The organism is Pseudomonas alloputida (assembly GCF_021283545.2).
Classification (GTDB): domain Bacteria; phylum Pseudomonadota; class Gammaproteobacteria; order Pseudomonadales; family Pseudomonadaceae; genus Aquipseudomonas; species Aquipseudomonas alloputida.
Genome location: NZ_CP128540.1, coordinates 1202977 through 1216137, shown reverse-complemented (window position 1 = coordinate 1216137; position 13161 = coordinate 1202977). Strand labels below are relative to the sequence as shown.

Here is a 13161-nt window from a genome sequence, read left to right as displayed (position 1 = left end):
CCTTAGTTCACCCACACCCGCGCGTTGCGGAACATACGCATCAGCGCAGCATCTTCCTGCCACTCGTCCGGGCGCCAGGAGTTCTGCACAGCGCGGAACACACGCTCCGGGTGCGGCATCATGATGGTCACGCGGCCGTCGCGGCTGGTCAGGCCGGTGATACCACGCGGCGAGCCGTTCGGGTTGGCCGGGTAGGCTTCGGTGACCTTGCCATGGTTGTCGACGTAGCGCAGGGCCACGCAACCGGACACATCGGCTTCCAGCAATGCTTCTTCGCTGGCGAACTCGGCATGGCCTTCGCCGTGGGCGATGGCGATCGGCATGCGCGAACCGGCCATGCCCTGCAGGAAGATCGAGTTGGACTTCTGCACTTCGACCATGGCCACGCGGGCCTCGAACTGCTCCGAGCGGTTGCGCACGAAGTGCGGCCAGTACTCGGTGCCCGGGATCAGCTCGTGCAGGTTGGACATCATCTGGCAACCGTTGCACACGCCCAGGGCGAAGCTGTCGGTACGCTCGAAGAAGGCCTGGAAGGCGTCACGGGCACGGGCGTTGAACAGCGCCGACTTGGCCCAGCCTTCGCCAGCGCCCAGCACGTCACCGTACGAGAAGCCGCCACAGGCGACCAGGCCCTTGAAGGCTTCGAAGTCGACACGGCCAGCGAGAATATCGCTCATGTGCACGTCGATGGCGGCGAAGCCGGCGCGGTCGAAGGCAGCAGCCATCTCGACCTGGCCGTTGACGCCCTGCTCGCGCAGGATGGCCACTTGCGGGCGCACGCCCTTCTTGATGTAAGGCGCGGCGATGTCGTCGTTGACGTCGAAGCCCAGCTTCACCGACAGGCCCGGGTTGTCTTCCTCGAGCAGCAGGTCGAACTCCTGATCAGCGCAGTCGGCGTTGTCGCGCAGGCGCTGGATCTGGTAGCTGGTTTCAGCCCACTGGCGCTGCAGCATGCGACGGTCATCGTCGAACAGCACTTCGCCGTTCAGGCTGATGGTCACTTCAGCGTTGTTGACCGGCTTGCCGATCACCGCGACGCACTCTTCACCCAGGCCTGCAGCGCTGAACTGTGCCAGCACGTCCGGGGTAGCATCCTGGCGAACCTGGATCACCGCACCCAGCTCTTCGTTGAAGAGGATGGCCGGCACTTCGCCCTTGCTGTCGGTCAGCGGGTCGAGTTGCAGGTCGAGGCCGCAGTGGCCGGCGAAGGCCATTTCCAGCACGGTGGTGACCAGGCCGCCGTCGGAACGGTCGTGGTAGGCCAGCAGGTGGCCGTCGGCGTTCAGGCCCTGGATCACGGCGAAGAAGGCCTTGAGGTCTTCGGCGTCGTCGACGTCCGGTGCCTGGGCCGCGATCTTGCCGTAGGTCTGGGCCAGGATCGAGGCGCCCATGCGGTTTTTGCCGCGGCCCAGGTCGATCAGGATCAGGTCGGTCTCGCCCTTGTCCATGCGCAGTTGCGGGGTCAGGGTCTTGCGGATGTCGGTGACCGGGGCGAAGCCGGTGATGATCAGCGACATCGGCGAGGTGACGCTCTTCTCGACGCCCTCGTCGCTCCACTTGGTCTTCATCGACATCGAGTCTTTGCCGACCGGAATGGTGATGCCCAGCTCCGGGCACAGCTCCATGCCGACAGCCTTGACGGTGTCGTACAGGCGTGCGTCTTCACCTGGGTGACCAGCAGCGGACATCCAGTTGGCCGACAGTTTGATGTCGGACAGCTTTTCGATGCGCGAAGCCGCCAGGTTGGTCAGGGTTTCGCCGATGGCCATGCGGCCGGACGCCGGGGCATCCAGCAGCGCCAGCGGCGTACGCTCGCCCATGGCCATGGCTTCACCGGTGTAGACGTCGAAGCTGGTGGCGGTAACGGCGCAGTCGGCCACCGGAACCTGCCACGGGCCGACCATCTGGTCGCGGGCAACCAGGCCGGTGATGGTGCGGTCGCCAATGGTGATCAGGAAGCTCTTGCTGGCCACGGCCGGGTGGTTCAGCACGCGCTGGACGGCGCTGTCCAGGTCCAGCTCGCTCGGGTCGAAGTCATCGCCCAGCTCGGCTTCGCGGGTAACCGAACGGTGCATGCGCGGCGGCTTGCCCAGCAGCACGTCCAGCGGCATGTCCACCGGGGTGTTGCCGAAGTGGCTGTCGCTGACGGTCAGGTGCTGTTCTTCAGTCGCTTCACCCACCACGGCAAACGGGCAACGTTCGCGCTCGCAGATGGCCTTGAAGCGCTCGAAGTCGACCGCGCTGACGGCCAGCACGTAACGCTCTTGCGATTCGTTGCTCCAGATTTCGTGCGGGGCCATGCCCGGCTCGTCGTTGGGCACGTTGCGCAGCTCGAAGCGACCACCGCGGCCACCGTCGTTGACCAGCTCAGGGAAGGCGTTGGAAATACCGCCAGCGCCCACGTCGTGGATGAAGGCGATCGGGTTTTCGTCGCCCAGCTGCCAGCAACGGTCGATGACCTCCTGGCAACGGCGCTCCATTTCCGGGTTTTCGCGCTGTACCGAAGCGAAGTCCAGGTCAGCCGAGCTGGCACCGGTAGCCACCGACGAAGCAGCGCCGCCGCCCAGGCCGATCAGCATGGCCGGGCCACCGAGCACGATCAGCTTGGCGCCGACAGTGATTTCGCCCTTCTGCACGTGGTCTTCACGGATGTTGCCCATACCGCCGGCGAGCATGATCGGCTTGTGGTAGCCGCGCACTTCTTCACCGTGCGGGGTGTTGATGGCTTGCTCGAAGGTACGGAAGTACCCGGTCAGGGCCGGGCGGCCGAATTCGTTGTTGAACGCAGCGCCGCCAAGAGGGCCTTCGATCATGATGTCGAGGGCGTCGACGATACGCTCGGGCTTGCCATAGGCCTGCTCCCAAGGCTGTTCGAAGCCCGGAATGCGCAGGTTGGACACGGTGAAGCCGGTCAGGCCGGCCTTGGGCTTGGCGCCCCGGCCGGTAGCACCTTCGTCGCGGATTTCGCCACCGGAGCCGGTGGAGGCGCCGGAGAACGGGGCGATGGCGGTCGGGTGGTTGTGCGTTTCCACCTTCATCAGGATGTGCACCGGCTCCTGCACCGCGCCGTACTGGCGGGTTTCAGGGTTCGGGAAGAAACGGCCGGCAACGTTGCCGACGATCACCGAGGCGTTGTCCTTGTACGCCGACAGCACACCTTCATTGTGCATCTGGTAGGTGTTCTTGATCATGCCGAACAGGCTTTTTTCCTGGGCCTGGCCGTCGATATCCCAACTGGCGTTGAAGATCTTGTGGCGGCAGTGCTCGGAGTTGGCCTGGGCGAACATCATCAGTTCGATGTCGTTCGGGTTGCGCTTGAGGCCCTGGAAGGCATTGACCAGGTAGTCGATCTCGTCTTCGGCCAGGGCCAGGCCCAGGTCGATGTTGGCCTTGGCCAGGGCGTCGCGACCGCCGGCCAGGATGTCGACCGAGGTCATTGGCTTGGGCTGGGCGTGGCTGAACAGGTCAGCGGCCTGCTCCAGCTGGCCGAGCACACGCTGGGTCATGCGGTCGTGCAGTTCGGCGGCGATCAGTTCGGCATCAGCGTCGCTCAGGGTGCCGGCAACGTAGTAGGCGATGCCGCGCTCCAGGCGCTGGATCGACTGCAGGCCGCAGTTGTGGGCGATGTCGCTGGCCTTGCTGGCCCATGGCGAAATGGTGCCCAGGCGCGGTACCACCAGGAACAGACGACCCGTCGGCTCCTGTACCGGCACGCTCGGGCCGTACTTGAGCAGACGGCCCAGCACCTGCTGCTGGTCGGCGGTCAGCTCGCCGTCGACATCGGCGAAGTGGGCAAATTCGGCATACAAACCAGTAACAGCGGGGACTTTCTGGCTCAGTTGCTCGAGTAATTTACCGTGGCGAAAGGCAGAAAGGGCAGGAGCGCCGCGCAGGATCAACATCGTCGGGACAGCCTCAGGAAGGGGTGTGCTTAGAGGCCGTGCATTCTAGCCTAATTCGATGGCTTTCGGCACCTGCTCTAAGCCACGCCTGCCGGGCGGCGGAACCGGACTTCGGGGTCAGTTTTCAGAGGTGTCCGGCTTGAGACGAGATCGAGCGCCGCAGGTGTCCGGCTCGACACATTCTGCGCCTGTGAGATCGAGCGCCGCCCGCGCGGCGCTCGATCTCATAGGCGCTGAATATCTTAAGGCGGACACCTGGCGGCGCTCGATCTCACAGGCGCTGAATATCTCAAGCCGGCCACCTGGCAGCCCTGATGCAATCCCCCCTCCCCCAACCACACAACCCGCTACCAGACAAGCTAACCGTTGTCGAGATATGGTTGGGCCAGTCCTTTGCGTATACTGCAACCTATGTTCGCCCACACTGCTTTGCGCCAGCGTTGCGCCAAATGGCTTCTCGCAACCGGACTCTTTCTGCTGCTAGGTGCCTGCGTTGAAAAACCCAGCACCCTCGAGCGCGTGAAGGAGGATGGCGTGCTGCGCGTGATCACACGCAACAGCCCGGCAACCTACTTCCAGGACCGTAACGGCGAAACCGGCTTTGAGTACGAACTGGTCCAGCATTTCGCCGACGATCTCGGCGTAAAGCTGCAGATCGAGACCGCCGACAACCTGGACGAGCTGTACGACGCCCTCGGCAAGCCCTCCGGCCCGGTACTGGCTGCCGCCGGCCTGGTCAGCAGTGAGCGGCGCAAAACCCAGGTGAGATACTCCCATCCCTATCTGGAGGTGACCCCGCAGGTCATCTACCGCAACGGCCGCCCGCGCCCCACCGGCGCCAAGGGTTTGGTCGGCAAGAAGATCATGGTGCTCAAGGGCAGCAGCCATGCTGACCAGCTGGCCGAGCTGAAAAAGCAGTACCCGGCCTTGCAATACGAGGAATCCGACGCCGTCGAAGTGGTCGACCTGCTGCGCATGGTGGACGAAGGTCAGATCGACTTGACCCTGGTGGACTCCAACGAACTGGCGATGAACCAGGTGTATTTCCCCAACGTGCGGGTCGCCTTCGATCTGGGCGAAACCCGCGACCAGCGCTGGGCAGTGGCCGCAGGCGAAGACAACAGCCTGCTCAACGAAATCAACGAGTATCTCGACAAGGCACAGAAAAACGGCACCCTTCAGCGATTGAAGGACCGCTACTACGGCCATGTCGACGTACTTGGCTATGTCGGCGCCTACACCTTCGCCCAGCACCTGCAACAGCGCCTGCCCAAGTACGAGAAGCACTTCAAGAGCTACGCCAAGGTCGAGCAGGTCGACTGGCGCCTGCTGGCAGCCATTGGCTACCAGGAATCGATGTGGCAGCCGGAAGTCACCTCCAAGACCGGCGTGCGCGGCCTGATGATGCTGACCCAGCGCACCGCCCAGGCCATGGGCGTGTCGAACCGACTGGACCCGAGGCAGAGCATCCAGGGCGGCGCCAAGTACTTCATGAAGATCAAGGAAGAGCTTGACGACAGCATCAAGGAGCCGGACCGCACCTGGTTCGCCCTTGCCGCCTACAATGTCGGTGGCGGCCACCTGGAAGACGCCCGCACCCTGGCCAAGCGCGAGAAGCTGAACCCGAACAAGTGGCTGGACGTGAAGAAGATGCTGCCGCGGCTGGCTCAGAAGCAGTGGTACCGGCAGACCAAGTACGGCTATGCCCGTGGGGGCGAACCGGTGCATTTCGTGGCCAACATCCGCCGTTACTACGACATCCTCACCTGGGTGACCCAGCCGCAGCTGGAAGGCCAGGTGGCCGAGGGCAACCTGCATGTGCCCGGGGTCAACAAGGACAAGCCAGCGGATAAGTCGTCGCCGATGTAAGCCTGTCAGGACCTCTTCGCGGGCAAACCCGCGCCTACAAGATTTGCGCAGAACCTGTAGGAGCGGGCTTGCCCGCGAAGAGGCCGGTGCAGCTCAAGCCTTGGCCCGGCGGGCCTTGAAGAAGTCGCTGAGGATCTGCCCGCACTCTTGCGCCAGCACCCCGCCCTCCACCATCACCCGGTGGTTGAGAAAGCCTTGGCCAAAGAACTGCCCCTGGCTCTGCACGATCCCGGCCTTGGGCTCCAGCGCGCCAAACACCACGCGCATCACCCGCGAATGCACGATCAGCCCCGCACACATGCTGCACGGTTCCAGGGTCACATACAGGGTGCTGCCGGGTAGCCGGTAGTTGCTGGCCGACCTGGCTGCCGCCCTGATCGCCACCATCTCGGCATGCGCGCTGGGGTCGCTGTCGATGATCGGCCGGTTGAAACCCTGGCCGATCACCTGCCCATGCTGCACCAGCACCGCCCCCACTGGCACCTCGCCCAACGCCGCGCCTTCGGCGGCCAAGGCCAGCGCCAGGCGCATGAATTCCTGATCGCGACTGCGATCGATGATCTGCGGGCGCATCAGACCACCGCAATCGCGGCCATCAGGCCGGTTTCCATGTGGTCGATGACGTGGCAGTGAAACATCCAGGTTCCAGGGTTATCCGCCACCAGTGCTACCTGGGCGCGCTCGTTCTTGCCCAGCAAGTAGGTGTCGGTGAACCACGGTTCCTTGATGTCGTGACGGTTGGAGGCGATCACCTTGAAGCTCATGCCATGCAAGTGGATCGGGTGCTGGTACTGGGTCATGTTCTTAAGCTCGAAGATGTAGCTCTTGCCCTTCTGCAACGTGGCGATGGGGCGGTCGGCGCAGGTCTTGTCGGTAATATCCCAGGCCTGGCCGTTGATCTGCCACATGCTCGACGGCTTGGCCGGATCAGGGGTGACAGAGACGCTGGCCGCCCACTCGAAATTGAAGTTCAGCTTTTCGGCATTCTCCAGGTCCGGCTCGGCGATCGGATTGGGCGGCAGCGCGGGCGGCCAGTCACTCGGCGCGTCGTTGCTGGCCACCGAACGCAGGGTGCCCAGGCGCACGAAACCGTCGCGCAGGGAGATTTCCTCACCCGCCTCGGGAATGCGGATGGCCAGGCAGATACGCATGCCCGGGCCTAGCCAGTATTCGTCCAGCGCACGCGGGGTCACCGGGTTGCCGTCGAGGGCATAGATTCTCGCCTCGCAGTTGCCCTTGAGGTTGAGGCGGTAGGTCCAGGTATTGTCCAGGTTCAGCAGGCGCACCCGCACCACCTGGCCGGCCGGCAGCTCGGTGATCGAGTCGGCCTGGCCATTGATGGTGATCAACCGCCCGGCAGTGCCGTTGCGCGCGGCCTCGCGCGGGATGCTGAAAGGCAGCCATGCGCCCTGCTCGTCCACATGCCAGTTCTTCAGGCTCAGCGTACGCTCATGCTGGAACCCGGTGGGTTCACGTTCCTCGACGATCAGCGGCCCGACCAGACCGCGGCCCAGCTCCTCGGAACTGCTGACATGGGGGTGATACCAATAGCTGCCGGCGTCCGGCACGCGGAATTTGTAATCGAAGTACTCACCAGGCTTGACCGGCAGTTGCGAAACGTATGGCACGCCATCCATCTCCAGCGGCAGGCGGATGCCGTGCCAGTGGATGGTGGTTTCGACCGGCAGGTGATTGATGAAGCGCACCCGCAACCAGGTGCCTTGGCGTACCCGCAGTTCGGTGCCAGGTGCCGATGGGCCGAAGGCCCAGGCTTCGGTCTTGAAACCCGGCACCAGCTCCACTTCCAGTGGGGCAGCAATCAGCTCGTAGTCGTGCCCGGCATTCTCGTCCTCGACCTTGCCCAGCCAGTAGCGCGCCGCGCCCCCGGCGCCCAGGCCTACCACAACCAGACCAGTAAGGCCTTTGAGCATTTGTCGACGGGTAAAGGACATCGGTGCGGGTACCTCGTTTCTGCGCAATCAGTCTGCCAGCAGGGGCTGGCGATGAAGGGCGAATACGATACACCTGCATTTGCGAAATATTAAGTGAAGTCTTGTCGCACGGCCGGTTAGCGGCCGCGATCGCCAGTGGCAATCCGCCCCCCCTCGGTACCCAACCAACGCCCCGGGGCTGACTTGCCGAATTCAGGGTGGGCTGCTTAAGTCTAAAAACGGGGTGCGCAGGTGCTGGCCTTTTGCCCGCCTATCGCTTCAGACAAGACGCCGGCTCTGTGAATGCGAAGGTAGACACCATGTGGCTCAGGAATTCATTACTGCATATCTCGCTCCTGCTCGCCGCAGGCCTGCTGCTGGCACCGAAGATCATCCTGATCGAGTTTTTCTCCTATCGATGGGTGGAGACCGGTGTTTTCGACATTGCCCTGTACTTGCTTCAAGACGTGCTGTTAGTGGTTGCCCTCTATGTGATTGCCGCCAACACCATTACCAGAAACAAATTCAACTTCTATCTGTTGAGCATCGCCTCAGGCGCCTTGCTGTTGTTCCTGCTGGTGGACATGCGTGTTCGGGAGCTATGGCTAAAGCCACTGGACTGGCAACTGATAAGCTACAGCCTGCAAAACGCAAGCAACCTGACCTCCGGGGCCGAGGTGTTTCTCACGCAAGCTGCCGGTTTCGGGCACACATTCAGGTTCATTGTCTTTGTGCTTTTTCTGGCTTACCTGGCGACCTGGTCTTTCGCTGGGCTGGCAACCTACATCGCTTATAAAGAACAGCGCACCCGCACAGTAAAGAAAAGACAACACCTCTGGGCATCACTGCTGGTGATCGGCGCCCTGCTCTTCGGCTCCATCCATGCCAAAAGCGCGCGCTATCACCTGAACGAAAACATTGTCATCAGCCCACTGGTTACAACACTCAGAAACACCACTTCCTTGACCTTGACCGCAGCGCCGCATAGACCGTCGCTGCCATTCGAACAACCCGCCTACCCGCTGACCAGTGTCAACGAAATCCAAAAACTTCAATCTCACCCCACGCCAGACTTCAAGAACCTGGTCTTCATCGTTCTGGAGTCAGTGCGCTGGAACAGCGTGTTTGCTCCCGACATCAAAACCGCCGAGCGCTACCCCACCTTCGATAAGCTCGCTCGGGAGGGCATGCTCTTCAAATCGTACGTCTCAGTGCCTCACTCGTCCAAAGGCTACCACGCGATCCTGACGGGGCTGCATGCCTACCCTGATATTGAAATCAAAGAAGCCATGTACCTGCTACAACCCAGTGTCATCCATGAGCTGAAGAACAGGAAAAACATGGAAGCCGTCGCCTTCAGCTCGCTGTACCTGCAGTTCGAAAACATGGAGGGCTTCCTGAAATCCATCGGTGTGTCGAATGCTTACGGAATTTCGGAGCTCATCCCCGCCGAGAACCGCTCACAAAACGCCAGTAGCTTCGGTGAAAGTGATGAACAGCTGTTTTCGTCCAGCATCGCTTACCTGGAAAACATCAAAAAGAATGGCAAGGGTTTCATCGCGCTCTACTTCCCAAGCGCAGCCCACTACCCCTACCAATGCAGCCAAGGGCCCCCATTACAGAGCGAGCTGGAAAAGTATGAAGACTGCATAGCCAAGACAGACAGCGTGCTGGGTGAAATGCTGACATCCTTCGACAAGCAAGGCCTTCTGGACTCGACATTATTCGTACTCGTGGGTGACCACGGTGAGTCATTTGGTGAGCACGGACTGTTCATTCACAACGCGTCCATGCACGAAGAAGAAGTGAGCGTACCCCTGATTTTCTGGAGTAATGGAAAGTCACTGCCCAAACCCGCCTCAACCACCAGTCACCAGATCGATGTTGCGCCCACGGTTGCCGATTTTTTTGATGTGACCGAATCCTCCCTCTCGGTACAAGGCATCAGCTTGTTGAGGGAACAGGGGAAACGCACATTCTTCATGTCCACGTTCTTTGACCAACTGGCGTCAGCCTTGGTGGAGCACCCGTACAAATACATATACGAATTCAGTTCGGACACCCTGACTAAATACAACCTTGAGGATGACCCGCAGGAAAAGCACCCCCAACGCGTGGAGGGTGACGAGTTCATCGCAGTGAGGAGCAGGCTGCTTTCCTATAACGCCTACCAGAAAGCGCTATTTGCCAGAAAGCCAGAAGAATAAGCAATCTGAACGAACAAGAACCAGAAAGCCCGCAATCATGCGGGCTTTCTGGTGTATCCGTCCTGCGGGTGCCAGCCTGGGCTGGCTACCCGATCACTCCCACTCGATAGTGGCAGGCGGCTTGCTCGACACGTCGTAGGTAACGCGCGAGATACCGTCGATTTCGTTGATGATACGACCGCTGACAGTTTCCAGCAGCTCGTACGGCAGGTGTGCCCAACGCGCGGTCATGAAGTCCACGGTCTCGACGGCACGCAGGGCCACGACCCAGGCGTAGCGACGGCCGTCGCCGACGACGCCGACCGACTTGACCGGCTGGAACACCACGAACGCCTGGCTGGTCTTGTGGTACCAGTCGGCCTTGCGCAGCTCTTCGATGAAGATGTGGTCGGCGCGACGCAGGATGTCGGCGTATTCCTTCTTCACTTCACCGAGGATACGCACGCCCAGGCCCGGGCCCGGGAACGGGTGGCGGTAGACCATGTCGTATGGCAGGCCCAGCTCCAGGCCGATCTTGCGCACTTCGTCCTTGAACAGTTCACGCAGCGGCTCGACCAGCTTGAGGTTCATCTCCTCCGGCAGGCCGCCTACGTTGTGGTGCGACTTGATCACGTGGGCCTTGCCGCTCTTGGCGCCAGCCGACTCGATCACGTCCGGGTAGATGGTGCCCTGGGCGAGGAACTGGATGTTCTCCAGCTTGCTGGCTTCGGCATCGAACACGTCGATGAAGGTGCGGCCGATGATCTTGCGCTTCTTCTCAGGGTCCGCTTCGCCTTCCAGGTTGTCGAGGAACTGCTTTTCAGCGTCGGCGCGGATCACCTTGACGCCCATGTTCTCTTTGAACATGGCCATCACCTGGTCGCCTTCGTGCAGGCGCAGCAGGCCGTTGTCGACGAATACGCAGGTCAGCTGGTCGCCGATGGCGCGGTGCAGCAGCGCGGCAACCACCGAGCTGTCAACGCCGCCGGACAGGCCCAGCAGAACGTTGGCCGAACCGACTTGCGCACGCACCTGGGCGATGGCGTCTTCGACGATGTTGGACGCCGTCCACAGGGCTTCACAGCCGCAGATGTCCTGCACGAAGCGGGACAGGATACGACCACCTTGCTTGGTGTGGGTCACTTCGGGGTGGAACTGCACGCCGTAGTAGCCGCGGACGTCGTCGTACATGCCGGCGATCGGGCAGCTTGGGGTGCTGGCCAGAATGTTGAAGTTGCCAGGCATCTGGGTGACCTTGTCACCGTGGCTCATCCACACGTCCAGGCCCAGCACGCCGTCGTCATCAACGTGGTCTTCGATGCCGTCGAGCAGGCGGCTCTTGCCGACAACGTCCACACGGGCATAGCCGAACTCACGCAGGTCGGAACCTTCTACCTTGCCGCCCATCTGCTCGGCCATGGTCTGCATGCCGTAGCAGATACCCAGCACAGGCACATTCAGGTCAAACACGGCCTGCGGAGCGCGCGGGCTGTTGGCTTCGTGGACCGACTCGGGGCCGCCGGCGAGGATGATGCCGCGCGGGTTGAATTCGCGGATCGCTTCATCGTCCATGTCGAACGGGTGCAGTTCGCAGTACACGCCGATTTCGCGCACGCGGCGGGCGATCAGCTGGGTGTACTGGGAACCGAAATCGAGGATCAGGATGCGGTGAGCGTGAATGTCGAGGGCCATGACTCAATCTCGTCAGTGGAAATCGGAAACGACGCGGGGCTGTCATGACAGCCCCGCTTTATGTTGTAGCTGGAAGCCTCAGCCTACGCGGTAGTTAGGGGCTTCTTTGGTGATTTGCACGTCGTGCACGTGGGACTCGGCCATGCCGGCACCGGTGATGCGCACGAACTCCGGCTTGGTGCGCATTTCTTCGATGGTTGCGCTGCCGGTGTAGCCCATGGACGAACGCAGGCCGCCCATCAGCTGGTGGATGATCGCGGCCAGGGCGCCTTTGTAAGGAACGCGGCCTTCGATGCCTTCCGGTACCAGCTTCTCGGCGCCGGCCGAGGAGTCCTGGAAGTAACGGTCGGACGAACCCTGCGCCTGCGCCATGGCGCCCAGCGAGCCCATGCCGCGGTAGGCCTTGTAGGAACGGCCCTGGAACAGCTCGACTTCACCCGGGGCCTCTTCGGTACCGGCGAACATCGAACCCATCATCACGCAGGAAGCACCGGCAACGATGGCCTTGGACAGGTCACCGGAGAAGCGGATACCGCCGTCAGCGATCAGTGGCACACCAGTGCCTTCCAGTGCTGCTGCGACGTTGGCGATGGCGCTGATTTGCGGCACGCCGACACCGGCAACGATACGGGTGGTGCAGATAGAGCCAGGGCCGATACCGACCTTGACCGCGTCGGCACCCGCTTCGGCCAGGGCCTTGGCGGCAGCGCCGGTGGCGATGTTGCCGCCGATCACCTGCACTTGCGGGTAGGTTTCCTTCACCCAGCGTACGCGGTCGATCACACCTTTGGAGTGGCCGTGGGCAGTGTCGACGACGACGACATCAACGCCAGCCGCCACCAGGGCAGCAACGCGCTCGCCGGTGTCCTTGCCGGTGCCGACGGCGGCGCCGACGCGCAGGCGACCCTGGTCGTCCTTGCTGGCCAGCGGGTAAGCCTTGGCCTTTTCGATGTCCTTGACGGTCATCATGCCCTTGAGGTTGAACTTGTCGTCAACGATCAGGACTTTTTCCAGGCGATGCTTGTGCAGCAGCTCGCGAACTTCGTTCTTGTCGGCGCCTTCGCGGACGGTGACCAGGCGCTCTTTCGGCGTCATCACGTCGCGTACCTTGGCGTCCAGGCGATTTTCGAAGCGCACGTCACGGGAGGTGACGATGCCGACCAGGTCGCCGTTGGCCAATACCGGCACGCCGGAGATGTTGTTCAGGCGGGTCAGCTCGAACAGGTCGCGCACAGTGGCATCGGCGTCGATGGTGATCGGGTCCTTGACCACGCCAGCCTCGAACTTCTTGACCTTGCGCACTTCGCCGGCCTGTTGTTCGATGGTCATGTTCTTGTGGATGATGCCGATACCGCCTTCCTGAGCCATGGCAATGGCCAGACGCGCTTCGGTCACGGTATCCATGGCAGCGGAAACCAGCGGAATGTTCAGCTCGATGCCACGGGTCAAACGGGTCTTGAGACTGACTTCATTGGGCAGTACCTCGGAATAGCCAGGTACAAGGAGGATATCGTCGAAGGTCAGGGCTTCTTGGCTGATACGCAGCATCGCGGGGGCTCCCGGGCGGGAAAAATGGAAGCG

7 protein-coding genes are annotated in these 13161 nt (G+C 62.0%); 2 read left to right on the top strand and 5 right to left on the bottom strand.

Going from position 1 to position 13161, the window contains the following annotated elements:
* Nucleotides 1-2: 2 nt before the first annotated feature.
* Nucleotides 3-3902 carry a phosphoribosylformylglycinamidine synthase gene (gene purL / locus LU682_RS05500; RefSeq protein ID WP_010952214.1) on the bottom strand — a complete coding sequence of 1300 codons (3900 nt, stop codon included), beginning with the start codon at nucleotides 3900-3902 and terminating at the stop codon, nucleotides 3-5.
* Nucleotides 3903-4313: 411 nt separating this feature from the next.
* On the opposite strand from purL, the gene mltF reads away from it, so the two are divergent.
* Entirely contained in the window at nucleotides 4314-5771 is a 1458-nt protein-coding gene (gene mltF, locus LU682_RS05495; protein WP_020193355.1) for a membrane-bound lytic murein transglycosylase MltF, read from the top strand.
* A gap of 93 nt (nucleotides 5772-5864) precedes the next feature.
* Here mltF and tadA read toward each other — a convergent pair whose 3' ends face one another.
* Together tadA and LU682_RS05485 are read right to left on the bottom strand one after the other, a co-directional pair.
* On the bottom strand, nucleotides 5865-6344 hold the full coding sequence (gene tadA / locus LU682_RS05490; protein WP_012051365.1) for a tRNA adenosine(34) deaminase TadA: 480 nt from the start codon (nucleotides 6342-6344) through the stop codon (nucleotides 5865-5867).
* Nucleotides 6344-7723, bottom strand: coding sequence for a multicopper oxidase family protein (locus LU682_RS05485; protein WP_020193354.1), 1380 nt, complete (start codon nucleotides 7721-7723; stop codon nucleotides 6344-6346). The genes tadA and LU682_RS05485 overlap by 1 nt, the downstream gene beginning before the upstream one ends.
* 299 nt (nucleotides 7724-8022) lie before the next feature.
* Between LU682_RS05485 and LU682_RS05480 the strand changes: the two genes are divergently transcribed.
* On the top strand, nucleotides 8023-9909 hold the full coding sequence (locus tag LU682_RS05480) for an LTA synthase family protein (RefSeq protein WP_049588487.1): 1887 nt from the start codon (nucleotides 8023-8025) through the stop codon (nucleotides 9907-9909).
* A gap of 93 nt (nucleotides 9910-10002) precedes the next feature.
* Here the strand turns inward: LU682_RS05480 and guaA are convergent, their stop codons facing one another.
* Nucleotides 10003-11580 (bottom strand): glutamine-hydrolyzing GMP synthase, encoded by a 1578-nt coding sequence (gene guaA / locus LU682_RS05475; RefSeq protein ID WP_010952209.1) that lies wholly within the window; start codon nucleotides 11578-11580, stop codon nucleotides 10003-10005.
* Nucleotides 11581-11658: 78 nt separating this feature from the next.
* Nucleotides 11659-13128, bottom strand: a complete 1470-nt coding sequence (gene guaB / locus LU682_RS05470) for an IMP dehydrogenase (protein WP_003255025.1) — start codon at nucleotides 13126-13128, stop codon at nucleotides 11659-11661.
* Nucleotides 13129-13161: the final 33 nt, after the last annotated feature.

Coding starts and splice junctions, on each gene's coding strand:
- purL (WP_010952214.1), bottom strand. CDS start 3,902: ATGTTGATCCTGCGCGGCGCTCCTGCCCTTTCTGCCTTTCGCCACGGT.
- mltF (WP_020193355.1), top strand. CDS start 4,314: ATGTTCGCCCACACTGCTTTGCGCCAGCGTTGCGCCAAATGGCTTCTC.
- tadA (WP_012051365.1), bottom strand. CDS start 6,344: ATGCGCCCGCAGATCATCGATCGCAGTCGCGATCAGGAATTCATGCGC.
- LU682_RS05485 (WP_020193354.1), bottom strand. CDS start 7,723: ATGTCCTTTACCCGTCGACAAATGCTCAAAGGCCTTACTGGTCTGGTT.
- LU682_RS05480 (WP_049588487.1), top strand. CDS start 8,023: ATGTGGCTCAGGAATTCATTACTGCATATCTCGCTCCTGCTCGCCGCA.
- guaA (WP_010952209.1), bottom strand. CDS start 11,580: ATGGCCCTCGACATTCACGCTCACCGCATCCTGATCCTCGATTTCGGT.
- guaB (WP_003255025.1), bottom strand. CDS start 13,128: ATGCTGCGTATCAGCCAAGAAGCCCTGACCTTCGACGATATCCTCCTT.